Source organism: Sphingorhabdus sp. (assembly GCF_029865925.1).
GTDB lineage: Bacteria > Pseudomonadota > Alphaproteobacteria > Sphingomonadales > Sphingomonadaceae > Sphingorhabdus_B.
In genome coordinates this window covers 35,945-59,798 of record NZ_JARXAI010000061.1, presented here as the reverse complement: position 1 = coordinate 59,798, position 23,854 = coordinate 35,945, and the positions used below count along the sequence as shown (strand labels likewise).

Here is a 23,854-nt window from a genome sequence, read left to right as displayed (position 1 = left end):
AACTCAGGCGAGGTCATCACCGCTATAGCGATGACTGAGCCCGGCACCGGCAGCGATCTTCAGGCTATGAAGACTACTGCCAAAAAAGACGGTAATCATTACGTGATCAACGGCAGCAAAACCTACATCACCAATGGTCAGAATGCGGACCTGATCCTTGTCTGCGTCAAAACAGACACCGAGATTCAACCTGCCTATAAGGGCATGTCGATCGTCCTCGTTGAAGCTGAGCGCGAAGGATTTAAGCGCGGCCGCAACCTTGATAAAATCGGCATGGACGAAGCCGACACATCGGAATTGTTCTTCGAAGATGTCCGCGTCCCCATAACCAACTGCTTGGGTGAAGAGGGCAAGGGTTTCATTTATCTAATGAGCGAACTGCCGCAGGAACGCCTTTCCATCGCAGTGTCGTCCATGGCGAGCACACAAAAGGCATTTGACGAAACCGTTGCCTTTTGCCGCGACCGGATCGTCTTTGGTAAGCCGTTGCTCGACTTCCAAAACACCCGCTTCGTGCTGGCCGATATCAAGACGAAACTTCAGGTCGGGTGGGCGCACCTCGATTGGGCATTGAACCGCCATTACAAGAAAGAACTCACTGCCGAAGAAGGCGCTGCTGCAAAATTGTGGCACACCGACCTTCAGTGGGAAGTCGTTGATGCCTGCCTGCAACTCCATGGCGGTGCAGGATATATGAACGAATATCCCATCGCCCGCATGTGGCGCGCAGCGCGCGTAACGCGGATCTTTGGGGGTACGAACGAGATCATGAAGGAACTGATCGGTCGGGGTTTGTAAAACCACTGTCTATACAACACCCTTCACCCTGAACTTGTTTCAGGGTTACATATTCTATTGAGGTTCCATTCTATGCCCAAACCGCAAAGCTGGCAGCTTGACCCTGCAAGCTATCCTTTCAACCACCGCACCCAAACGCGCTTTGCGGATCAGGATTTGTTGGGGCATATCAACAATGTCGCAATGGCTGGATTATTCGAACATGGCCGCGGTATGTTCAACCACGCTATTGCGGTTGAGCGCCGTGCGCCGGGGCAACGCTGGCTGATCGTAAGCGTTGCACTTGATTACATTGCCGAGGCACATTTCCCCGAGCATGTCGAAATTGCCAGTGGCATATTGCGGATCGGGAACAGCAGTTGGGACATCGCGTCCGCCGCATTTCAAGGCGGAGAATGCAAGGCGACCTGCATCACCACCGTCGTCCTAACCGACGCCAATGGCCCGACCGTAATCCCAAAGGATCTGCGCGGCGAATTTGAACGGTTGCACGTTAAGTCCGCTTAATCGGTAAAAACCCCTGCCCGTTTCTGCATTCCGGCTATGACCGCTTCAATTTGGTTGGGTTGACGAATGACGCGCGCTTGACGGACGCTTTCTGCCATTAATATCGCGTCTTCGTCCATATCGGCATATTCGTTAAAAAGTGCCTTTGCTTCGCACATTGCCTCTGGGTTGCGATCCGCAATCTCGCGGGCAATCGCCATAGCGCGGTTATGGGGGTTGTCATCCACGAATGTTGCAAAGCCTAACGTTAGCGCCTCGGCCCCTGAAAATTCGCGGTTGGTGTAGGTAAGTTCGCGCAGCATATCTTCACGCACCATGCCGCGCCACAAGGCATAGCCTCCCATATCGGGGATAAGGCCCCACTTCATCTCCATCACGGCCATCCGCGCATCTGGCGCGACCACGCGGATGTCAGCACCACTGGCAATTTGCAATCCGCCGCCAAAACACACGCCATGGACAGCCGCGATGACTGGCATTGGAAGTTTGCGCCAAAGCATCGCGACTTGCTGGAATGTGTTGGCGTTGCCATGCGTCCGGTCGGTCAGGCTGCCCATACCGCTGCTTGCACTCGCGCCGCCATTCGCCATGCTGGCCATATCAAGCCCGGCACAGAAGCTGCGCCCCTCACCCGAGAGAACCACCGCGCGCACGCCCTTCATGGATGCAAGCTCTTCACCTGCGGCGATGATCCCCTGAAACATCGCTGGATCAAGCGCGTTCATCTTGTCCGCGCGGGTAAGCCGGACGTCAGCGACGTGATTATCGATAGCAATGGAAACGCGGTCGTTCATGCAAGGCTCCTGTTCAGTGCAAATTCTACAAGTGGCAATTGGTCATTGCCAAAATACATTTTCATAGTGTCGACAAATATCGTCGGCGATCCATAGCCGCCGCGCGCGATAACCTCATCGGTGTTGGCGCGCAGACGGGCCTTAACTGCATCAGTCTGTGATTCAGCGCGCATCGCTTCGCCGTCGAGACCAATCTTGTTCGCTACAGCGATCAAAACATCGGGATCGTCGAGATTTTCCTGCGCGCCAAAATAGCTTTCAAACGCGGCCCGCGTGAAATTTGTCAGTGCTTGCTGGTCACAGTCCAACGTACACGCCATCCGCATGGCATTGATACTTTTTGCAGGATGAAACGCGCTTGGGAAATTGATTTCAATGCCCGCCAGCGCCGCCCAATCCTTCATCACGCGCCAACTATGTTTGAATTTGGGGTTATCCGCCGCTTCTCGCGCAGCATATACCGACGGATTGACCGCATTGAACACCCCGCCAACCAATATCGGCCGCAAGCGCACTGACGCACCAGTGCGTTCCATTACGCCTGCAAGATTGTGGAAAGCGATATAGGTCCATGGGCTTGAAAGATCATAGAAAAACTCGATGCGGTTGCCGCCCATATCATTCTCCGTTCGCGCGATCAGCAATAGCATCGCCGTTCATTAATTGAAGCCGAATATTCCAGACTGCGGCGCTTGGCCACAGGTTCCTGCGCTTGTCCCTGAATTTGCACCATTTGCCTTACTTATGCTTGACCATAGCCTGTCTTAATTTGACTTTAACCATAAGGCGTCACAGGGACGGTGGCGTTAAAATGCCCGATTGTTTGGGGACAGGGTCGTGGATTACACATTTGATGTTTGAAGGCGGAGAGACACGGCTATCTGGGCCTGGCTGGGATGCCTCCATTATGCTGCCTAACTCCGTCACCCCATCAATGCGGTACAGCCCCGAAACCCGCACTTCTGGGGTAAGCTGGCGTTCGCGTCTTGCGAATTTCGATCTTGTGCCGGACCTTGGCGAGGATATCGGCTCAGTCCGCTGGTTCCGCGGCCTGGCTACCTTGACTTTGTTAAGCGTTGCCGCGCTTGCACTAGCTCCAGATTATGGTCCAATCTATGGCGCGCAACCATCAATGCCGACAGCGGCCGAGTTTGAAGAAGCCCGCGCGCAAATGATCATGCCTATCGCTTACGGTAGCGACAGCGGTAAAAGAATGGCCGCCACAGACGCTGTCGTCGCGCTAGCCGGAAGCCCGGAACGGCCGCGTATCGAACTCACCGCATCCTTGGGCCGCGGTGACAGCTTCGCCCGCATGCTGCAACGCTCTGGCGTTGGCGGCGACGAGGCGGCGAACATCGTCAATATGGTGTCAGCTGTTACCACTTTGTCCGACATTGAACCTGGCACTCCCATTGATATCGTCCTTGGCCAGCGGCAGTCTAAAGACCAGGCACGACCGCTTGAATCGGTTGCGTTTCGCGCACGCTTTGACCTCAATCTTGAAATAAATCGTGAAGGCGGCAGCTTAAGACTGAACAGCAAGCCAATTAACGTCGACAACACACCGTTGCGTATTCGTGGAACGGTAGGCAGTCAGGGCATTTACCGTTCGGCACGGGCAGCGGGTGCACCAACCGCCGCTATTCAGGATTATCTGAAGGTTATTGCCGGGCGGACATCATTATCATCTATTCGCCCCACCGATGAATTCGACATCATATTGGACTACAAACGCGCCGAGACCGGCGAGGTCAAAGTGGGCAATCTGTTATATGCCGGCGTTGACCGTAATGGTAAACCTGCGATCCAGATGTTGAAATGGGCAGTAGGAGACAGCAGCCAATGGTTTGAGGCATCTGGTGTTGGCGAATCCAAAGGCGCGTTCAGTAGCCCCGTTAACGGCGGAGTAACATCAGGATTTGGTAGCAGGCGGCACCCGATCTTGGGTTATATGCGCATGCACAGTGGTCTTGATTTCAAGGCTAGCTATGGCCAACCAATCTTTGCCGTAACCGACGGCGTTGTTGCTTATGCAGGTCGCAAAGGTGGATATGGCAATTTTGTCCAGCTCAATCATGCCGGCGGCCTTGCCAGCGGCTATGGCCATATGAGCCGGATTGCCGCGCGTCCCGGCAGCAGAGTGCGGCGCGGGCAAATCATTGGCTATGTGGGGTCGACTGGCCTGTCGACTGGTCCGCATTTGCATTATGAACTGTATCGCAATGGGCGGGCTATAAACCCGATGTCAGTCAAATTCACACAACGTGCGCAGCTTTCGGGCAGCGACCTCGCGCGGTTTAAGGGTAACTTGCAGCGTTTGAAATCGGTGAAGGCAGGCGCAGCACTGACACCGTTGCAGACTGCGCCAAAGAAAGACGAAGCGCCCAAGCGGGAAATCGATCGGCTAACGCTTCGGGATGGCCGCTTGCCGACCGGCGGATAAGGCGTTGAGGATATTTACCATCGACGCTAAGTGGAGTGGATGAGCGATATATCTTCTTTTCCAAACAGCCGCCTGCGCCGCACCCGCAAAACTGGCTGGAGCCGATCGATGGTCCGCGAGACCATGCTTTCTCCTGCCGATCTCATCTGGCCATTATTTGTGACCGAGGGGCAGGCCGTTGAAGATCCGATTGCGACGCTTCCGGGTGTTTCGCGTTGGTCAGTTGACCAGATTGTAATGCGTGCTGCCGAAGCCATTGAATTGGGCATACCCTGCATCGCATTGTTCCCAAATACCCAGGCTGAGCGGCGCAGCGGGGATGGTGCCGAGGCGTCTAATCCCGATAACCTCATGTGCCGCGCCATTCGTGCGATCAAGGAAGCGCATGGCGACCAGATTGGCGTCCTTACCGATGTCGCGCTTGACCCGTATACCACCCATGGACAAGACGGTTTGATCGATGATGACGGCTATGTTGTGAACGATGAAACCGTCGCGGTGCTCGTCGACCAAGCGATCAATCAGGCCAATGCAGGCGCTGACATCATTGCGCCAAGCGACATGATGGATGGACGTGTGGGCGCCATTCGCAGGGCGCTTGAAATGAACGGGCACCATAATGTCCAGATCATGTCCTACGCTGCCAAATATGCCAGCGCCTTTTACGGCCCGTTCCGCGATGCGGTGGGATCACGCGGCCTGCTAAAGGGTAACAAGAAATGTTACCAAATGGATCCGGCAAACACCGATGAAGCCATGCGTGAGGTGGCAATGGACATTGCCGAAGGCGCAGACAGTGTCATGGTGAAACCCGGCCTGCCATATCTAGATATCGTTCGCCGCGTGCGTGAACGCTTCGATGTGCCTGTGTTCGCGTATCAAGTGTCCGGCGAATATGCGATGGTCGAGGCCGCTGCCGCAGTGGGTGCTGGCGACCGCGATGCACTTGTGCTCGAAACGCTCATGGCTTTCAAGCGTGCTGGGTGTTCAGGAATTCTAACCTATCACGCGGCATTGGCGGCGCGTTTGCTTAAAGGGTAACGCGTAAACGCAACCGTCCTCCGCACTTTAAGCTATGGAAAAACAAATGACCAATCCCCGCGCAGATGTCAGCATCATCACGTTGAATGGCAAAAGTCCCCAAATTCACGATAGTGCCTTCATCGCGCCGGGTTGCCGAATTATCGGTGATGTTACCATCGGCGCAGAGGCCAGCATTTGGTACAATTGCGTCATCCGTGCGGAGGTAAACCGTGTGGTTATTGGCGCGCGAACAAATATTCAGGACGGCAGCAGCATCCACTGCGACGGCCCCATGCCGGGGGTTGAGGACGGCTTTCCAACCATCATCGGCGATGATGTGCTGGTTGGGCATAATGTTATGCTGCACGGTTGTATTTTGCATGACCGTGCCTTTGTCGGCCTATCCGCGACCGTGATGAACGGCGCAGTGATTGAAGGCGATGCAATGCTGGCCGCTGGCGCGATGCTAACACAAGGCAAGAGGATCGAAACGCGGCAATTATGGGCAGGGTCGCCTGCGCGCTTTGTCCGCGAACTTGACGACGCCGCCATCATGGGGATGCGGGTTGGCGTTGCGCATTATGTCCTCAACGCCAGGGCCCACGCCGCTGCCATCTCCGAAGCTTAAAACTGCGCGCGAATTGTCAAGCGGCCGTTGATCGGCGCGCCCGTTGAGATATTGTTATTGTTGTGCGCGTCCGAATAATAATTGGCGTCAAACAGGTTTTCGATGTTCATCTGCAACTGCACCGTGTCGCTTACGTCATAAAATAATGCGGCATCAATCCGCGTGAATGCAGGTAGCTTAGTCGTGTTCGCGGTCGTCCTTATGGCGGCAAACTGGCTCGATTGATGGATGATCCCAAGACCGACCGCAAAGTTGGAATGGAGGTCATAGCGGTTCCATAGGCTCGCCTGTTGTTTGGGTACTTGCCCCAAACGCACGCTGTCATTGCCCACCAATTGCGCATCTTGATAGCTGTAGCCGCCATGTACTTGCCAATGGGACGTAATCTTACCCGTCGCTGCCAGTTCAACGCCTTGCGTCCGGGTTTTGCCGATATTGATGCTCGCCAACGGATTGAGTGGGTCAGGCGTAGTGGCGTTGCTGCGTTCCAGCTGAAAGACCGCAAGCGTAAGGTTCAAATTCGGCTGCGCATCCCATTTTGCGCCCACTTCATAGTTCGTGAATTTCTCCGGCGCGAGGTTTTCCTGCGAAACCGTCAGCGCCAAAAACTGGTCGCCTGAACGTGGCAGGAAAGACTGGCTGAAGCTGCTGTAAAGCGAGATATTTTCCTGTGGCTTAAAGATGACACCAAGCCGTGGGCTTACCTTTTCATCCTTTCGCGCAAAGGGCCGGTCGATTGCGGGAAGCAAATCCGAACCGTTGATGTCGAAACTATCATAGCGAAGGCCAGCGACAAAATCGATATGGTCGCCAAGGCTGATCTGGTCCTGAACATAGACTGAGGAGAAGGTGACATCTGACACAGTGTCACGAGTCAGCATGTTGAAAGCAACGGTCGGGAATACCGGATTGGCAAGGTTCAGCGTGCTGCTGGAAAGTACCCCATTGAAACGGCGGTTCGCGGATTGCTGGTCACCATATTCGGCGCCGATGAGGATTTTATGTGCCAATGGACCGGTTTCAACATCCCAGACAAGATTAGCCTGCGCGATGAAATTTTCCCGTTGTGTCGGGTCGCTGTACGCGGCCAAGGCGACGGTGCCATTCTGGGCACTGGCAGCACCATTTGCATAGACGTTCATATAAGTCTTGTCATAGTCGCCATACAACATCGTACCGCTGAAGGTAAGGTTAGCCGCCAATTGGCCATCAAGCCGAAGCTTCGCAATTTGCGCCTCAAATCGGGTACGGTTAACGCCGGGCGTTCCAAAAAACTGGTCACGATAGCCAGAAATGGGGCGGTTCGGCTGACCTGCCGCAGTCGCGATGGACGGGATGCCTCGGTCTGTTGTGCGGTCGTCATTCACATATTCAAAGGAGAACCCGAGCTTCCAAGCATCGTTGAGGTTAAAAGCGATATAGGGATTCCATGCATAGCGTTCTCCGCCAAAATAATCGCGGTGGCTGTCGAGACTTTCGTAGACCGCATTGATCCGCACTGCTGCGGCCCCACTTAAAGGCGTGTTCAAATCTACTGACGCATCATATGCCCCAAAACTGTTGATGCTGGCTGGCCCGGCATAAATGAAATCATCGATCACCGGAGATTTCTGAACACGGTTGATGATACCGCCGCCGCCGCCGCGACCAAAGATCAACGCATAGGGCCCTTTGAGTATCTCGACGCGCTCAATATTATATAGGCCGCGATAATATTGCACATCGTCACGTACGCCATCGAGGAAGAAATCTGCGGTGGTGTTTTGACCACGCAAGGTAATCTGGTCGCGATTGCCCTCACCCTGGCCGACGGTGGTACCGGGGACATAACGCAATATGTCGGCCAAAGAATGGTGCGCCTGATCATCCAATTGTTCACGCGTGACGACATTGATTGTCTGGGGAATGTCGATCAGCGGCGTATCAGTCTTCGTTGCCGTGACCGAGTTTGATGCAAGATAGCCATCACCCATGCCGGTAACGATGATTGTTCGGCTATCATCGGTTGCATCGACATCATAAGCAGCTTCTTCGGCAAAGACTGGTTGCGCACATAAGGATGCTGACAACACAGCGATAAGCGACGAAGACAGCCGGAACATAAAAAACCTTTTTATTGATAATAGTTCGCAAAATTGATTACTGGCACCTATTGAGAATCGTTATCATTTACAACTAAAAATTTACGTATTTTGGTTTGTTTTTGCTACAGGCAAACGTAGATGCGGTAACGATTGCGGCCTCTTAGGAAGAACTCGAAAAATGCATGCAACAATCTGGCACAATCCCGATTGCGGAACATCGCGTAAGACGCTTGCCATCCTTCAGGAAACAGACGGCGTCACAGTTAACGTCATTGAATACCGCAAACAGTCATTTGACCGCGCAACGCTGGTCAAGTTGTGCGAAGACGCGGGACTAACGCCGCGTGAAGCACTTCGGACGCGCGGTTCACCCGCGGAGGAACTGGGTATTATTGATGGCGCGTCGGCAGACCATATTCTCGACGCGATGGTAGAGCATCCCATTTTGGTCGAGCGCCCCTTTGTAAGAACCGATAAAGGTGTTCGCCTCTGCCGACCTCAGGACAAAGTGCGCGAAATATTATAAAGTGGTCTCACGACGGCGGGCCGCGGGATTGGGAATAGCCCAAGGCTGTCAGCAAAACCTATTGGCCGCCCAAAATAATAGCCCTGGATGTTCTTGCAGCCCAATTGCTGGGCCATGGCAAGTTCAGCTTCGGTTTCCACCCTGAATAAATCAGGCCGCGATTGCATAAGGTTGTATCTCACCCGAAAGATACTGGTTGCGCGCCTTGGCACGGCTCATCTTGCCTGAGCTTGTGCGGGGCAAGGTGCGTGGCGGCACCAGTTCCACAACGCAGTTCATACCCGTGACAGATCGCACCTTGTCACGGATCTGTTCGCGCAGCTTTGCGCGCTCGACTTCGTCGGTGGTGCGGCACTGCACCAACACCGCTGGCGTTTCTTCACCGCCAGGTGTTGTGACCGAGAAGGCCGCAATGTCGCCAGCCTTGAAGCCCGGCAATTGCTCCACCGCCCATTCAATGTCCTGCGGCCAATGGTTTTTGCCGTTGATGATGATCATATCCTTGGCGCGGCCAACGATGTAAATATAGCCGTTCGACAAATATCCCATGTCGCCGGTATCCAGCCAGCCATCGACCAAACACGCATCGGTCGATTCCTTGTCGCGAAAATATTCTTTCATCAACGACGGACCAGTGCACCACACTTTGCCAATGGTCTTATCGGCAAGTGGCTTGTGGTTCTCGTCGCGGATTTCGATGGTCATGTCTTTCACGGCACGTCCACAATTGACGATTGCGCGGTACCGGATCGGGCGGTCAGGCGAGCCCGGATGGCCAGTCAGTTCGGTCTCTTCGACCAGCTCAACCTGAATACCTTCGCCCGGCGGCATAATCGATACCGCCAGCGTCGTTTCGGCAAGGCCATAGCTGGGCAAGAACGATGACGCCTTGAAGCCGGCATCGCCGAAGGCATCTACAAATGCCTGCATTACGTCTGGGCGGATCATATCCGCGCCATTGCCCGCAAGCCTCCATTTTGACAGGTCAAAGCGGTCGCTCACATTGCTCTGGCTTGAAATCCGCCGCGCACAAATGTCGTAGCCGAATGTCGGCGAGTAGCTGATGACCGTCCCGTCGGCCGCGCTAATCACGTCAAGCCAGGCCAGTGGACGCCGCGCAAAATCCTCAGTCTTCATATAATCGGTCGAAACCTGATTTGCCACCGGTGATAGGAAACAACCGACGAGACCCATGTCATGATACCATGGCAGCCACGACACGCAGCGATCATTATCGGTCACTTCCATACCGTGCGAGTGTGCCGACAAATTATTCAACAACGCCTTGTGCGTCACCGCAACGCCGTGCGGGAACCGGGTCGACCCGCTGGAATATTGCAAGTAGCAAACTTCGTCGGTGTTCGCCTCGGGCAATGCGCTTTTCAGGGCAATCAAGTCGCCGAAACTTTCCCAATCAATGCCCTCCACATCGCAAGCGCGCGCTGCGTCATTTGCCATGTCGGCAAGTTCCGCAGGGAAGAAGAGGATCTTGGGATCGCAGCTTTTCAACTGCACCGACAATTGGTCGACATAGCTTTCCTTGCCGCCAAAGGAAGTCGGCAGCGGAAGCGGCACTGGCCATGCGCCAGCATAAACGCAGCCAAAGAACAGCGCAGCGAAATTTGGGCCGGTTTCGGCAACCAAGGCGACACGGTCATCCTTGCGAATGCCATGGCTGATAAGGCGATAGGCCATTTTGAGGGCGTCTTCACGCATTTCGCTGTAGGCATAAGGCTGCGATAGCTGACCACGCATGTCGTGGAAGTTCAGCCCGCGCTTACCTAAAGCGGCGTAATCAAGCGCCGCACCCAAGGTGGCAAAGTCGGAAAACCGGCGCGGCAAGCTGTCCTGCGTTGGCGTGGGTGCGAGTTCGCTCATAAATTTTCCCATAGCATGTTCGGGTGACCACCCGAGATGTCTCTATTAGCGTGTCTTAATAGCTAAGGATAGCAGTTCAAATTTCGACCCGACTGTGGCAAGAATAGGGCGTGAACCGTCCGCGCCCTGCAAAAAAGCCCGCTCCACCGTTAAATGAGGAACGGATGCGCCAGTTGGCGCTGTTTTATGTTGGAAAATATGCGACCACGCAGGCGAAATTATCCGGCTATCTGGCGCGTAAGACCCGCGAGCGGGGGTGGGATGATGAACGCCCAGCGGATATCGCAGCTTTGACCGAACAATTCGCTGCACTTGGTTATATAAACGACGCCCAATTTGCGGAGGCGCGCAGTCGGTCCTTCGTCCGCAGGGGCTTTGGCGAACGACGCCTTAACGAGGATTTGCGTGCCAGCGGCATCGGCAACGCAGATGCCATTGCGGCCAAAGCGCATATGGAAGAAAGCATTTTCAGCGCTGCCGAAAACTTTGCGCGGCGCAAGCGGCTTGGGCCTTTTGCGCAAGACGCGGCACCGCCTGAAAAGCGGCAAAAGCAGCTAAACGCCTTCTTGCGCGCTGGACATGGTTTCGATTTGGCGAAACGGTTTGTCTACGCAGAACCCGGCGATGACATCAGGGAAGATTAAGCTTAGTCATAAACACGGTCCGCTGTCGCCACTGCCTCGGAAGCGCGCAACGCGGAAATTATACGCATCAGGTGCTGGAGATCATGCACCTCAAGATCTACCTCGAACGTATGGAATTCCTCATCCCGCGCGATCATCCGCAAGTTGATGATATTGGCCTTGTGATAACCAAATATCCCTGCAATTTCGCCCAATGTACCGGGCCTGTTGTGGATAATAACACGGAGTCGGGCGGACGCGCCATCGCTACCCTGCCCCCAACTTAAATCGACCCAGTCGGCATCCATTCCGCTTGCCAGCCGTTCGCATTCGATCGTGTGGACCTCAACTGGCTGGTCCAGCAAACGTAATCCAACAATCCGATCGCCCGGGATAGGGTGGCAGCATTCGCCCAGATGATAACCCACTCCAGGGGTCAGTCCACGGATCGAAATCGCATGCTCCTGCCCCGGAAAATCTAAGGCAATGCCATTTACGTCAAACCCGGGCACCAGTGCCTCCATCAACGCGCGGTCGTTGATTTTGCCTAAGCCAATGCGACGCATCAACTCATCCTCGTCCTCCAACTTCAACCGGGTGACTGCCGCCGTCAGCGCCTTTTTACCAATTTTGCCTGGCATGCGCGCGGCCACTTCTTCATATAATTTGCGGCCAATCGCGACCAACTCGTGCCGTTCGCGATGCCGGACATGGCGGCGGATGGCGGCGCGCGCCTTGCCCGTGGTCACAAAATTCATCCAGGCTTGTTGTGGTTCTTGCGCCTTTGATTTTAGTATTTCGACCATGTCGCCATTGTGCAATTGCGTACGCAACGGAACATGCCGGCCGTTCACTTTCCCGCCAACGGCCTTGTCGCCTAGGTCAGTGTGCACAGCATAAGCGAAATCAACGACGGTTGATCCCTTCGGCAGCTGATGTAGAGCGCCTTTGGGTGTGAACGCAAAAATGCGGTCCTGATACATCGCCATACGCGTGTTTTCGAGCATATCCTCTGCGTCTTGACTGGTATCCAGAATCTCAATCAGGTCGCGCAACCACCCCGCTTGCCCATCGGGCTTATCCACCTGTTTATATGCCCAATGCGCGGCAAAGCCATGCTCGGAGGCGCGGTGCATCTCAGCGCTTCTGATCTGCACCTCAACGCGCATGTTTTTGGCGAACATGATGGTGGTATGAACCGATTTATAGCCATTGCGCTTGGGTGTAGAGATGAAGTCTTTGAAACGCCCGGGCACCATTTGCCACCGGCGATGAAGCACACCCAAAGCACGGTAACAATCTTCGGTCGTTTCTGTTATTACCCGAAATGCGTTGATATCGGTCAGTTGTTCAAACGCGACATGGCGTTCCTGCATCTTTTTCCAGATGGAATAGGGATGTTTCTCACGCCCCGAAATTTTGATTTTCAGCCCAGCTTGCTCCATTTCCCAAGCGATGGTCTGGTTGATCTGGTCAATTTCGACATCGGCCTTATCGCGAATTTGCTTTAGGCGCCCTGTGATCGTCTGATACGCCTCGGGCTCCAACTGTTCAAACGCGAGCAACTGCATCTCGCGCATATATTCATACATGCCAATCCGCTCGGCCAGCGGCGCATAGATATCCATGGTTTCTTTGGCGATACGACTGCGCTTTTCGGGGCTTTTGATGAAGTGCAGCGTCCGCATATTATGCAGGCGGTCAGCAAGCTTGACCAAAAGCACGCGGATATCATCGGAAATCGCGAGCAAAAACTTGCGCAGATTTTCTGCTGCACGCTCGTCCTCGGTCTGGGCTTCAATTCTCGACAGCTTAGTGACGCCATCAACCAAGCGCGCCACTTCAGGGCCAAAGCGGCTTTCGATGTCTTCGATCGAGGTCAGCGTATCTTCCACCGTGTCATGCAGCAACGCCGTGATTATCGTGTCCTCATCCATTTTGAGGTCAGTCATCAGGCCAGCGACCTCTACGGGATGGCTGAAATAGGGATCACCCGACGCACGTTTTTGCGCCCCATGCATCTGAACCGTGAAGACATACGCCCGGTTCAGCCGATCTTCATCGACGTCAGGCGTATAAGCCCGCACCCGTTCAACCAGTTCATATTGCCGCATCATCAGCCCAAGTTGGGTCTTTTACGCTGCGATGCAACCGTAAAGTTAATCCACACGCATTCGTACTCAGTTAGGCCCAGAAAAAGAACCGGTAAAAGCGGTAATGGATGTGACAAAGGCAGGCACCGCTGGACCAATGAGAAACAGAGGCTTAACAAAAATGCGCCGGAAGGGTGTTCCCTCCGGCGCAGTCTGGTTCGGCCCCAGAACCTGCACAAAACATGCCGCCTTGGGATAACAGAGAGAGTGGAGCCGAAAAGATCGGTTAACGCTTTATTTCTTTACGTTGTCTCCGTTGCATGCCGCAACTTCATCGGCTGTGAACACGCGTTCACCAGCTGTGAAAGCTACAACCGCGCCGAACTTGCGAGCAATGCTGACGCACATATTCTTGGGCGCGGTCGACGCCATCGGCGCACGGCAGTTGGTGCCTTCGCACGTTACAAAAACGCTACGCAGTAATTCAGGCTTTGCAGCGGTAGGCTGGGCCAGTTCAATTTTATAGTAGCTACCGTTGGTCGCGGCATGTGCCTGCGGCGCGACGAAAACAAGCGCTGCGCTCAAGGCAGAGGCAGCAGCAAGGGCGCCCAAACGAGCGGAGAAATGGGAGAGGGTCATCATGTTTTCCTTTAGCTTTGCTAACATTCCAAAAGGCAGACGGGAATTTTTGATCCTTCGCCTGCGATTTGCGCTTCTGAAATTCAGTTGCGAAACACTACTTAGTATTTTAAGTTTCTATTTGCAACTTAAAATACGTATTCGGTTGATTATTTCTGATGACGGTCCCAATCTGCGGCAAAGAGGATATGACATGGTTGAATTGCGCGAACCGTTACAGCAGCTCGCAGAATGCGGTCTTCCGACTGCGCTGGAGGCGATGGGGGAACGTTGGTCGTTCATGATCCTGCGCGCGGCCTTTAACGGTGTGCGCCATTTTGAGGAGTTCCTCTCCGAAATCAGTATCGCGCGCAATATATTGGCCAATCGTCTCACCCGCCTGACGGAAAGCGGTATATTGCACCGTACCCCCTGCCCCGATGACCGGCGTAAGGTTGAGTATCGCCTAACGGATAAGGGGCTGGACCTGCTGCCCACCATGATTGCTTTGCGCCAATGGGGCGAAAAATGGGGTACGGGCGTTTTGTCCAATCCCGTTTTGGTCGACGACCGTGACCGCCAGCCAATATTGCCAGTTACCATCCGCAGCCATGATGAAAGGGTGCTTGGTTATATGGATCTAAGCTGGATGAACTCAGTGGACATCGCGCCTATCAGAGCGGATGCAAACGACGATATGGGCGACCGCGTCAGGAAACTGAGCGCAATTTAATGTGCGCTACTGACACATAGTAAAGCAGCCGTTGAATTTTTGTTGCGAATCTGTTACACTCCGCATCTACAGGCCAAGAAAGGCCGATGACTGTGTACCTAAACCGGGTTGATACAGGTTCATGACGCAAGGGGCGAACAGGAAAGTCTTAGGGACAACATTTTGTTGTCCAAAAAGCTCTTCTCCCGAATATTCAGAAAGGTCGTAATATGACGTCCAACGCGGCGATGTTTGATGTAGGCGATTATGTGGTGTATCCCAAGCACGGGGTCGGACGCGTAATCGAACTTCAGGATTCCGAAATCGCAGGGATGCAGCTTCAGCTTTATGTCCTGCGTTTTGAAAAAGAAAAAATGACGCTTCGCGTGCCGTTTAACAAAGCCGAAGGCGTTGGCATGCGTAAACTGTCGAGCGATAAGACGCTCAAGGAAGCTATGCACACATTGACGGGCAAACCCAAGGTTAAGCGCACCATGTGGTCCCGCCGTGCGCAGGAATATGAAGCAAAGATAAACTCTGGCGATTTGGTATCTATTGCCGAAGTAACGCGCGATCTATTCCGTCCTGACGATCAGCCAGAGCAAAGCTATTCCGAGCGGCAAATTTTCGAAGCCGCATCAAGCCGTTTGGCTCGCGAGCTCGCCGCCATGGAAAAGACCGATGAAAAAGCGGCACTCCAGAAAATTCTCGTCATCTTGAATGAGGCGGCACCGCAATATTACGAAAAAGCGGAATAAGGCTTCCTTAAAAAAATCTGAAGGGCGCTGGCAACGGCGCCCTTTTTTCGGCACAGCCATGCCGCGAAACGCCCAGCCTGACATACAGCTATCGTCGGTGGTAAGGAAATTTATGGCCAAAGTAATCATCTGGTATGACGGGGCATGCCCCCTGTGCATTCGCGAGATTGCATTGATGCGTCGGCTTGATCAGCGCTGTGCCATCGACTTTCTGGATATAGCACCCACCGATGCGATTTGTCCGCTTGACCGTCAATTGATGCTTGCCCGTTTTCATGCCAGCGAAGATGGAGTCATCCTATCCGGTGCAGCCGCCTTCGCAGCAATGTGGCGAGCCATACCATTGCTGAAACCACTTGGCTTAATTGCACGCAATGCCTTCGTTCTTGGACTTCTCGAACGGCTCTATAACCGCTTCCTCATGATCAGGCCGCGCCTGCAAAAATTACTGGATTGAACATGATCCCCGAAAGCTTCCCCGCGACGCGCACTGCTGCGCTGGCTCGCCTCACGCACTTCGCGCCGCGCGCAGGTCAGGCTTATGCGTCCGGCCGCAATACGGACCCCGGGCCAGACCAAGCGGGCGCCGTTTCGAAGCTGTCGCCGTATTTGCGCTATCGCCTGATAACTGAGCAAGACGTCATTGGCGCGACATTGGGACGAAACAGCCTTCCGGCTGCCGAGAAATATGTGCAGGAAGTATTGTGGCGCACATATTGGAAGGGCTGGCTTGAGATGCGCCCGTCGGTGTGGACGCAATTCCAACAAGAGCGCGGCCACCAACGCGACAGCTTTCCCAACGCCCGCGCTGTCCGCAGCGCAGAAGCTGGCGAAACAGGTATCGAAGGCTTTGACGATTGGGCGCGCGAATTGGTCGAGACCGGCTATTTACATAACCACGCAAGAATGTGGTTTGCATCAATCTGGATCTTCACCCTGCGCCTGCCATGGGCCTTGGGCGCGGACTTCTTCCTGCGGCATTTGGTGGATGCAGATGCGGCAAGCAACACCTTATCATGGCGCTGGGTGGCTGGCTTGCAAACGGCTGGCAAGACGTACCTTGCGACTTCGGAAAACATCGCCCGCTTTACGAATGGCCGATTTGCACCAAAGGGCTTGGCAATCACAGCAACGATGCCTGCTGACATGGCTTCACCGGAGCTTCGGCCCTTGCCGCAAGCCACATTTTTCGACGCACATAAGCCTGCATATCTGCTAGTGACGCCGGAGGATTTGCACCCTGAGTCTGTCTTTGGCGTATCTACCAAAATCAACAGCACCGGCGTTTTACACGACCCTGAAACCCTGTGGGGCAATAATGCCAGAGCCTTTGTCGAGGCCGCGACCGAAGACGCTGTTGAACGCGTTGGCAAAGCGTTCAAATGCCCAACAACGGTGCTCTGTAACTTCGATACGGCGGCCCTGATTGCACAAGCACGCGCGGCAGGGGCAGAGCAAATAATCACACCTTACGCCCCAATCGGCCCAGTGGCCGATGCGCTGACCCGTATCGCTCCAATATTGGCCGCCGAAGGCGTTCCGTTGGTTCAAATCCGACGCGCTTGGGACGAAAACTTCTGGCCACATGCAACGAAAGGCTTCTTCCCTTTCAAAGAACATATTCCCAAAATTCTTAAAGACATGGGCCTTTCGCGATAGGCTGCAGATATCTGTTGCGTGAAAAACGCGCGGGCGTATTGTTCGGACAATGTCAATTCCTTCTAAACCAAGGCAACCCTAAAGCATGAGCAATTGGTGGGACCGGAACGTAGTTCCGCGCTTAATCGGTTGCGCATGTACGCAACCTGCGGTGATGCATGACCGAGCCAAGGTGGTGCCGTTCGCTTCCGGCGATGTTCTGGAGCTGGGCTGCGGCGCGCCTAATCTCGATTTTTATAACCGTAACAATGTGCGTTCGCTGTCCGGCGTAGACCCATCTGCTGAATTGCTTACCCGCGCAAAACTGGCTTTGGAAAGCAAAGGGATGACAGCAAACTTCATTCCCGGCATCGCAGAAGCGCTTCCTTTCGCAAACAACAGCTTCGACTGCGTGGTCACAACCTTCACGCTGTGTTCGGTGCAGGACCCTCACGCCGCGCTGTCGGAGGCGAAGCGTGTGCTTAAGCCGGGTGGTCGATTGCTGTTCGTTGAACATGGTCGTGCACCCGATACTGATGCCGCTACTTGGCAGAGACGGCTTGAGCCCGTTTGGAAGCGGATTGCCGGCGGTTGTCATTTGACCCGGCCCGTAACGCAGGCCATATCTGACGCTGGTTTTGTGTGTAATGCACCGCAGGGACATTATATGAAAAGGACACCGAAATGGCTCGGCTGGGTGGAATGGGGCGAGGCAAGGTTGGCGGACTAAGCGGTGCTTTATGTCTGGCCGCGGCTTTGGCCGCAGCAGGCCCCGCGTCTGCTGAAGAACGCAAAATGCTCGTTGGCAGCTTTGAAGATATTCAGGTATTTGGTGACATTAACGTCGAGATTTTAACGGGGAAGTAACCCACCGCTCAGGCGATAGGTGAAAAGCGCTTGCTTGATGGGTTAAAACTGGAGCGGGTCGGCATGACGCTGCGGGTGCGCCTTCAAGGCGCCTTAAACGACGCCAAGGGAGCCCCGATGACCGGACCCATTACCGTGCAGCTAACAACCCAAAGCATGAAAAGCATATCCATAGCCGGCAATGGCACATTGAAGATATCAAATGTCGCTCAATCAGATGCGGTTCGCATGCTTGTTGCAGGCAACGGCTCAATCGCTGTTGAAAAACTGATTACCGATAAATTTTCGGCGAATATTGCCGGCAATGGGCACATAGACATTAAAAGCGGCAATGTTCGGGATGGAAAAGTGTTGCTTGATGGCGCGGGTCGGTTTGATGCGCCGAACGTCAAAATGCGTACTCTTCGTCTTGAGCATAACGGAAATGCCACATCCAACGTCCAAGCCATGGAAGAAGCGGATATATTTAATCGCGGTTCAGGCAACATTACGGTTGGCGGAAGTGGAAGCTGTTTTATTAAGCAAGCAGGAAGCGCCGCAATTAATTGTACCCGAATTGAAAAAGGATCACGTAAATGAAGTTCAGCCAATTCAGCCGCCGCAGTGTCTGCGCAATTGCATTATCGCTTACCGCATGCACAATGCCCGCCAATGGTGGAAGTGAGGTTGCTGGCTGCACCCCAGGCGCAGCTGCCGGTCAGTCAGCCGCCGGGATAGAACAGGTAACTTTGTGCATTTCCAGCGCCAAAACGACTCGCGCCTTCAATGTTGAGGTCGCCGAAACCTCGGCGCAGCAAGCCAAAGGGTTGATGTTCCGAACCGAGCTTGCCGACAATGCAGGGATGATCTTTCCTTTCCCCGAGCCGCGCATCGCCAGTTTCTGGATGAAAAACACCGTCATCCCCTTGGACATCATCTTCATCCGCGCAAACGGCACGATTGAGAGTATCGCGGATAACACCATCCCATATTCAACTATACCTGTAGAAGCGGGTGAACCGGTAGTTGCCGTGCTGGAATTGCGTGGCGGTCTTGCGGCTGAATTGGGCATAGCCGCGGGCGACACCGTGAAATGGGCCGCCAAATAGGGACAAATAAGGATTGCGCGGCAGCGTGCTTGCCCCTAATCGCGAAGCCATGGGAATACTCGGTAAAATCTTCACGTGGTGGGACGGCGCTACGATCGGCACGGCAATCTATAGCTGGCGTAAAGGCAAGGCTGTGGGCACCGACACCGAAGGCAACAAATATTATCAATCATCCGACGGCAATCGCCGCTGGGTAATTTATAATGGTCCCAATGACGCCAGCCGCGTTTCACCTGATTGGCATGGTTGGCTCCATGGCACGCATGATGGTGATCCGGAGAGTTACCTCCCGCCGCATCGCGGTTATGAAACTGCGGCTGTTCCCAATCTGACAGGGACTGAAGGGGCATATCGCCCCGCAGGATCGATTGAGCGCGGCGGCCACCGCGCGCGCGCAACTGGCGATTATGAGGCGTGGAGTCCCGACGCATTATGATCCGCATGCGCGGTCTATTTGTTCTGCCGTTGCTGGCGACGCTGGTCGCGTGTGGATCTTCTACGGATGCGCTGGAGGCGCCGGCACAGTCGGGAAAGGCACAGGCTACAAATGATAAAATTGCTACCGCAACTGGCGGATCCATTGGGACGCCGATGGCTGAACGCGTTGCAGTTCTCGGCCTTTTGAACAAGCGGAACGGTCAGACCCGCGATATCGAGCTAAAGCCCGGTGAAGCTATTCGGTTTGACAAGGTTGTTGTCAGACTTCGCGCTTGCGAAAAAACAGCACCATGGGAAACCTATCCCGACGAAGGTGCATTTGTTCAACTCCTCGTCAACGAACGCCCTCCTGGCACTACCGAGGCAGAGAGATGGCGTAATGTTTTCTCCGGCTGGTTATTTAAAGAAAATCCCGCTGCTAATGTTGTCGAACATCCGATTTACGATGTCTGGGTTAAGGCTTGCAAAATGAATTTCCCCGGCGAAGAAGCGCCTGTCGAGGAGAAATCATCGGATACGGGGACCCCAGAGCCCAAAGCGCCATCAAGTGCGCCCCAATTGCCGACCGAACCGGGGACTAGGGCACCTGACGAAGCAACCCCGGCAGCGATCTGAACTGACTTTGTAAGCGCGGCTTCGAGTAGCTTTAGATACGCGCCTTGAGTCATCTCAATCGCCCCTAAACCCTCCAAATGGTCAGTCATAAACTGGCAATCCAACAATTCAAAACCGCCAATGTTAAGCCGCGCAACCAGCCATGCCAGAGCAACCTTGGAAGCATTGGTCACCCTCGAAAACATGCTTTCGCCGAAGAACGCGCGTCCCAATACAAGTCCATAAAGCCCACCCACAAGGCGGCCTTCCGACCAACATTCAACGCTGTGCGTCCAGCCAAGGCTGTGCAGCCGGCAAAAGGCCTCTTGGATGTCCGAGTTAATCCAGGTGTCCTGCCGATCGGCCTGCGGCTCAGCACATGTGCCAATGACCTGCGCAAAGGCAGTATCGGAAGTTACAACAAACCGGTCTTGCCGAATTGTTTTGGCAAGAGACTTTGACAAGCGAAAGCCATCAAGCGGCATAACAGCGCGAAATTCCGGTTCAATCCAAAAGGTGTCGGGGTCATCCCGCGCATCGGACATCGGAAATATGCCATTGGCATACGCCTGAAGCAGCAAATCCAGATCGATGGGCAAAACATGTCCTTTCGCGTCCGAGGTAATTGCCTATCTCGAATTGCGCCGACGCATGCAATGGATTATAGTAGTCACAATTGCCCCAGCAGAGTTAGGCTCAGTGAGAGCCAACCCCGCCGGGGCGCGTCATTTCAAGCAAAGTCAGGGACCGCATATGACCCGCCGCCGCAAAATATACGAAGGCAAGGCCAAGATTCTTTACGAAGGCCCTGAACCCGGCACGTTGATCCAATATTTCAAGGATGATGCCACCGCCTTTAATGCCCAGAAAAAGGGTACGATTTCCGGTAAGGGCGTCATCAACAATCGTGTGTCAGAGCATGTATTCACCCGGCTGAGCCATATTGGCATTCCGACGCACTTCATCCGCCGCCTCAACATGCGCGAACAATTGATACGTCAGGTGGAGATTGTGCCGATTGAAGTCATTGTGCGCAATGTAGCCGCAGGAACCTTGTCCAAGCGTCTGGGCATTGAAGAGGGCACACCGCTTCCGCATACATTGCTCGAATATTGCTATAAGGACGACAGCCTAGGTGACCCGCTGGTAGCCGAAGAACATATCGCTTGCTTTGGTTGGGCAACGCAGGAGGAAATGCAGGACATTTCGTCCATGGCAATTCGCATCAACGATTTTCTGTGCGGCATGTTTGCGGCCATCGGCATTCGGCTCGTCGACTTTAAACTGGAGTTTGGACGCCTGTTCGATGGCGATTTCTCGAGGATCATTCTTGCCGACGAAATCAGCCCGGATGGCTGCCGCCTGTGGGATATTGAAACAGGAGAGAAGCTTGACAAGGATCGGTTCCGCCGTGACCTTGGCGGCGAAGCAGAAGCCTATCAAGAAGTCGCCCGTCGCCTCGGCCTGATGCCCGATGAAAGCGAAGGCGCAGTGCTTGATATGGTCAGTCACCGGCTTCGGAAAGGTAAGTAAATCAATAGTTTACACAAGACAATATTACAAAATCCAAAAATTTACGATATAATCAGTACACTAAAAACGGGCTTTCCAAAGATAGTTAAAATTTCGCTGCAGTCAGCTTAGGCTTGAATCGCTCGACCTGGCTTCTATAGGCAATTGAAACAATCAAGCGGATGGATCCAAAATGAAAACGCGCATTTTTGTAACACTAAAAAACGGTGTGCTCGATCCACAAGGCAAAGCCATCCATCATGCCATTGAAGGCCTAGGTTTTTCGGCCGTGCAAGACGTGCGCGCCGGTCGACTTATCGAAATCCAACATGAGCAGGGTCTTTCGACGTCAGACCTTGAGGCGATGTGCACCAAGTTGCTCGCCAATATGGTGATCGAAAATTTTGAAATCGAGCAGGCTTGATGCGGGCCGCAGTTATTCAGTTCCCCGGTTCCAATTGCGACCGCGACATGGTGGTGGCGATTCGCGACATCACAGGTACGGAAACGAAACTTGTATGGCATCGTACTGCCGAATTGCCTGACGGACTTGACCTCATCGCCATTCCGGGGGGTTTTTCCTATGGCGATTATCTACGCTCCGGTGCGATGGCGGCCAGATCACCTGTAATGCAAGCGGTCATAGCAGCAGCTGGACGCGGCGTGCCTGTTCTGGGTGTTTGCAATGGGTTCCAAATATTGACTGAGGCAGGACTGCTGCCCGGCGCGTTAATGCGCAATGCCGGCATACGGTTCGTCTGCCGCACCGTCGCCTTGACGGTCGAAAATAGCCAATCTGCCTTTACCCGAGGCTACACCGATGGTGAACAGGTCCGCATTCCCGTAGCACATCATGATGGCAATTATTTCGCGGATAGCGATACGCTCGACAGACTTGAAGGGGATGGTCGCGTCGCCTTCCGCTATGCCGAAAACGTCAATGGCTCCGCGCGGAACATCGCTGGCGTGCTTAACGCAGCAGGCAATGTCTTGGGTATGATGCCCCATCCCGAACGCATGACCGAAGCCGTACACGGCGGGTCAGGCGGTCGCCGCTTGTTCGAGGGGCTGGTCCGCCAGATCGCTTGATTGTGCCGAATCCAGCACTTTTTCCGGTTTTTTGCGCGGGAATAAAAAGCGACCCATTAATAGAATAATCGTGGGCCAGAACATCGTGTTGTACAGGTCATGTAATGACGCGTTTAATGTCGCTTCGCCTGGTGCTTGGCCGCGCAAGTCCGCATATTCGTTAGACAGTTCGGCCATCAAAACAATCAACCAGCACCAGACACTGTCTGGACGCCGCCGAAGCACGACTGCAGATAGGAACAATATCAACAGCGAACCATGTACATGCATCGCGTCATTCGTCAGGCCGACTGCTGCAATAAGCCATGTTTTATAGCCGATCCATCGTTCGACCAGCTGCAACAATATGTCTTGCATGCGATCCTAAACTTTAGTTTTAAAAGGCGAGAAGTTGGTTCCCTCGTCGAATATGTCGACGCCTTCTTTTCGCTTAAGCCAGCCAACAACACCATAAGTAACAGGCGTCAGCACCACTTCCCAGCCCACTTTCAACAACCAGTTTGTGAACATAACGCTGATGACCTGCTCGTTGCTCCATATACCCCCAAAGGCGAGTGGGTAAAAAATGATGCTATCAGTGCCTTGCCCTACGACAGTCGACCCAATGGTGCGCGACCACAAATGCTTTCCGGCGGTCCATATCTTCATACGCGCCATGACATAGCTGTTGATGAACTCGCCTGCCCAAAACGCGGTGATCGACGCAAAGACGATCCGCCAGACTTGACCAAACACGCTTTCATAAGCGGCCTGCCCCGGCCAACCGGGTGCGGGCGGGAGGGCAACCACAACCCAGCTCATGAATGCCATGAACAGCAATGCGGCAAAGCCAGCCCAAATAACCCTGCGCGCACGAGCGTAGCCATATACTTCAGTTAAGACGTCACCAATGACATAGCCCAAGGGAAAAAATAATATTCCGGCGCCAAATATCCATTGCTCGCCGTTCAGCGTCAGCGCCGCGGGTTTCGCGGCACCGATGATGTTGGACAGCAACAATATGGCGACAAAGGCCGCCATAACGAAATCATAATACCGAAACTGACGGCCAGTAACCGCACTTCCGCTTTCGGAGAGAATAGGGGCATCGTGCATAAATCGACATAAGCAGCTTTGCGTTCGAGCGCAAAGCCGTTATTGCAC

The 23,854-nt window shown here is 54.0% G+C and carries 28 protein-coding genes and 1 pseudogene; 20 read left to right on the top strand and 9 right to left on the bottom strand.

Going from position 1 to position 23,854, the window contains the following annotated elements:
* Positions 1–798, top strand: a 798-nt coding sequence (locus tag QE270_RS06165; protein ID WP_300036737.1) for an acyl-CoA dehydrogenase family protein, incomplete at its 5' end; no start/stop codon positions are given.
* A 72-nt stretch (positions 799–870) separates the two neighbouring features.
* On the top strand, positions 871–1,305 hold the full coding sequence (locus tag QE270_RS06160; protein ID WP_300036734.1) for an acyl-CoA thioesterase: 435 nt from the start codon (positions 871–873) through the stop codon (positions 1,303–1,305).
* On the opposite strand, the gene QE270_RS06155 is transcribed toward QE270_RS06160, so the two are convergent.
* Together QE270_RS06155 and QE270_RS06150 are read right to left on the bottom strand one after the other, a co-directional pair.
* On the bottom strand, positions 1,302–2,099 hold the full coding sequence (locus tag QE270_RS06155) for a crotonase/enoyl-CoA hydratase family protein (protein WP_300036731.1): 798 nt from the start codon (positions 2,097–2,099) through the stop codon (positions 1,302–1,304). The two genes, QE270_RS06160 and QE270_RS06155, sit on opposite strands and share 4 nt — an antisense overlap.
* Positions 2,096–2,716 (bottom strand): 2-hydroxychromene-2-carboxylate isomerase, encoded by a 621-nt coding sequence (locus QE270_RS06150; protein ID WP_300036728.1) that lies wholly within the window; start codon positions 2,714–2,716, stop codon positions 2,096–2,098. Before QE270_RS06150 ends, QE270_RS06155 begins: the two co-directional genes overlap by 4 nt.
* Positions 2,717–2,910: 194 nt before the next feature.
* Here QE270_RS06150 and QE270_RS06145 point away from each other — a divergent pair, with 194 nt between their 5' ends.
* From QE270_RS06145 to QE270_RS06135, 3 genes are read left to right on the top strand one after another with little or no spacing between them, the layout of a single operon-like run.
* On the top strand, positions 2,911–4,542 hold the full coding sequence (locus tag QE270_RS06145) for a M23 family metallopeptidase (protein ID WP_300036725.1): 1,632 nt from the start codon (positions 2,911–2,913) through the stop codon (positions 4,540–4,542).
* A 39-nt stretch (positions 4,543–4,581) separates the two neighbouring features.
* The gene (gene hemB / locus QE270_RS06140) at positions 4,582–5,583 is read left to right on the top strand and encodes a porphobilinogen synthase (RefSeq protein WP_300036722.1); all 1,002 of its coding nucleotides are present in this window, start codon (positions 4,582–4,584) and stop codon (positions 5,581–5,583) included.
* Between the two features lie 46 nt (positions 5,584–5,629).
* On the top strand, positions 5,630–6,193 hold the full coding sequence (locus tag QE270_RS06135; protein WP_300036719.1) for a gamma carbonic anhydrase family protein: 564 nt from the start codon (positions 5,630–5,632) through the stop codon (positions 6,191–6,193).
* Here the strand turns inward: QE270_RS06135 and QE270_RS06130 are convergent.
* Positions 6,190–8,295, bottom strand: coding sequence for a TonB-dependent siderophore receptor (locus tag QE270_RS06130; protein WP_300036716.1), 2,106 nt, complete (start codon positions 8,293–8,295; stop codon positions 6,190–6,192). The genes QE270_RS06135 and QE270_RS06130 overlap by 4 nt on opposite strands.
* Before the next feature lie 160 nt (positions 8,296–8,455).
* Between QE270_RS06130 and arsC the strand changes: the two genes are divergently transcribed.
* Positions 8,456–8,803, top strand: coding sequence for an arsenate reductase (glutaredoxin) (arsC, locus tag QE270_RS06125; protein WP_300036713.1), 348 nt, complete (start codon positions 8,456–8,458; stop codon positions 8,801–8,803).
* 150 nt (positions 8,804–8,953) lie between these two features.
* On the opposite strand, the gene QE270_RS06120 is transcribed toward arsC, so the two are convergent.
* Entirely contained in the window at positions 8,954–10,681 is a 1,728-nt protein-coding gene (locus QE270_RS06120; RefSeq protein ID WP_300036710.1) for a fatty acyl-AMP ligase, read from the bottom strand.
* A gap of 110 nt (positions 10,682–10,791) precedes the next feature.
* Between QE270_RS06120 and QE270_RS06115 the strand changes: the two genes are divergently transcribed.
* A complete protein-coding gene (locus QE270_RS06115; protein WP_300036707.1) occupies positions 10,792–11,325 on the top strand; it encodes a RecX family transcriptional regulator in 534 nt (177 codons plus the stop codon).
* Between the two features lie 2 nt (positions 11,326–11,327).
* On the opposite strand, the gene QE270_RS06110 is transcribed toward QE270_RS06115, so the two are convergent.
* The gene (locus tag QE270_RS06110) at positions 11,328–13,421 is read right to left on the bottom strand and encodes a bifunctional (p)ppGpp synthetase/guanosine-3',5'-bis(diphosphate) 3'-pyrophosphohydrolase (RefSeq protein ID WP_300036704.1); all 2,094 of its coding nucleotides are present in this window, start codon (positions 13,419–13,421) and stop codon (positions 11,328–11,330) included.
* Positions 13,422–13,691: 270 nt separating this feature from the next.
* Positions 13,692–14,039: a hypothetical protein gene (locus QE270_RS06105; RefSeq protein WP_300036702.1), complete on the bottom strand. Its 348-nt coding sequence runs from the start codon at positions 14,037–14,039 to the stop codon at positions 13,692–13,694.
* A gap of 190 nt (positions 14,040–14,229) precedes the next feature.
* Between QE270_RS06105 and QE270_RS06100 the strand changes: the two genes are divergently transcribed.
* The 10 genes and pseudogenes from QE270_RS06100 to QE270_RS10755 all read left to right on the top strand — a co-directional run.
* Entirely contained in the window at positions 14,230–14,748 is a 519-nt protein-coding gene (locus tag QE270_RS06100; RefSeq protein WP_300036700.1) for a helix-turn-helix domain-containing protein, read from the top strand.
* 209 nt (positions 14,749–14,957) lie between these two features.
* Positions 14,958–15,485 (top strand): CarD family transcriptional regulator, encoded by a 528-nt coding sequence (locus tag QE270_RS06095; protein WP_295489585.1) that lies wholly within the window; start codon positions 14,958–14,960, stop codon positions 15,483–15,485.
* Positions 15,486–15,597: 112 nt separating this feature from the next.
* Positions 15,598–15,942 (top strand): DUF393 domain-containing protein, encoded by a 345-nt coding sequence (locus QE270_RS06090; RefSeq protein WP_300036697.1) that lies wholly within the window; start codon positions 15,598–15,600, stop codon positions 15,940–15,942.
* Between the two features lie 2 nt (positions 15,943–15,944).
* Entirely contained in the window at positions 15,945–17,144 is a 1,200-nt protein-coding gene (locus QE270_RS06085) for an FAD-binding domain-containing protein (protein ID WP_300036694.1), read from the top strand.
* Between the two features lie 85 nt (positions 17,145–17,229).
* On the top strand, positions 17,230–17,853 hold the full coding sequence (locus QE270_RS06080; RefSeq protein WP_300036691.1) for a class I SAM-dependent methyltransferase: 624 nt from the start codon (positions 17,230–17,232) through the stop codon (positions 17,851–17,853).
* Positions 17,826–17,990 carry a hypothetical protein gene (locus QE270_RS06075; RefSeq protein ID WP_300036688.1) on the top strand — a complete coding sequence of 55 codons (165 nt, stop codon included), beginning with the start codon at positions 17,826–17,828 and terminating at the stop codon, positions 17,988–17,990. The genes QE270_RS06080 and QE270_RS06075 overlap by 28 nt, the downstream gene beginning before the upstream one ends.
* 15 nt (positions 17,991–18,005) lie before the next feature.
* Positions 18,006–18,569 (top strand): DUF2807 domain-containing protein, encoded by a 564-nt coding sequence (locus QE270_RS06070; protein ID WP_300036746.1) that lies wholly within the window; start codon positions 18,006–18,008, stop codon positions 18,567–18,569.
* Entirely contained in the window at positions 18,566–19,078 is a 513-nt protein-coding gene (locus QE270_RS06065) for a DUF192 domain-containing protein (protein WP_300036685.1), read from the top strand. The genes QE270_RS06070 and QE270_RS06065 overlap by 4 nt, the downstream gene beginning before the upstream one ends.
* A gap of 49 nt (positions 19,079–19,127) precedes the next feature.
* Positions 19,128–19,514 carry an NADH:ubiquinone oxidoreductase subunit NDUFA12 gene (locus tag QE270_RS06060; protein WP_300036743.1) on the top strand — a complete coding sequence of 129 codons (387 nt, stop codon included), beginning with the start codon at positions 19,128–19,130 and terminating at the stop codon, positions 19,512–19,514.
* Positions 19,511–19,921: pseudogene (locus tag QE270_RS10755) on the top strand (DUF2155 domain-containing protein); the annotation flags it as partial. The gene QE270_RS06060 and the pseudogene QE270_RS10755, both read left to right, overlap by 4 nt.
* Positions 19,922–19,956: 35 nt before the next feature.
* Here QE270_RS10755 and aat read toward each other — a convergent pair.
* Positions 19,957–20,709, bottom strand: a complete 753-nt coding sequence (gene aat / locus QE270_RS06050) for a leucyl/phenylalanyl-tRNA--protein transferase (protein ID WP_300036682.1) — start codon at positions 20,707–20,709, stop codon at positions 19,957–19,959.
* 154 nt (positions 20,710–20,863) lie between these two features.
* Between aat and purC the strand changes: the two genes are divergently transcribed.
* The 3 genes from purC (at position 20,864) to purQ (ending at position 22,711) form a co-directional block, all read left to right on the top strand.
* The gene (gene purC, locus QE270_RS06045) at positions 20,864–21,643 is read left to right on the top strand and encodes a phosphoribosylaminoimidazolesuccinocarboxamide synthase (RefSeq protein WP_300036679.1); all 780 of its coding nucleotides are present in this window, start codon (positions 20,864–20,866) and stop codon (positions 21,641–21,643) included.
* 172 nt (positions 21,644–21,815) lie between these two features.
* Complete coding sequence (gene purS / locus QE270_RS06040; protein WP_300036676.1) at positions 21,816–22,046, top strand: phosphoribosylformylglycinamidine synthase subunit PurS; 231 nt, start codon at positions 21,816–21,818, stop codon at positions 22,044–22,046.
* Positions 22,046–22,711: a phosphoribosylformylglycinamidine synthase subunit PurQ gene (gene purQ, locus QE270_RS06035; protein ID WP_300036673.1), complete on the top strand. Its 666-nt coding sequence runs from the start codon at positions 22,046–22,048 to the stop codon at positions 22,709–22,711. The genes purS and purQ overlap by 1 nt, the downstream gene beginning before the upstream one ends.
* On the opposite strand, the gene QE270_RS06030 is transcribed toward purQ, so the two are convergent.
* The gene (locus tag QE270_RS06030) at positions 22,664–23,068 is read right to left on the bottom strand and encodes a hypothetical protein (protein ID WP_300036670.1); all 405 of its coding nucleotides are present in this window, start codon (positions 23,066–23,068) and stop codon (positions 22,664–22,666) included. The two genes, purQ and QE270_RS06030, sit on opposite strands and share 48 nt — an antisense overlap.
* A gap of 6 nt (positions 23,069–23,074) precedes the next feature.
* Entirely contained in the window at positions 23,075–23,806 is a 732-nt protein-coding gene (locus QE270_RS06025; protein WP_300036668.1) for a queuosine precursor transporter, read from the bottom strand.
* Between the last annotated feature and the right edge of the window lie 48 nt (positions 23,807–23,854).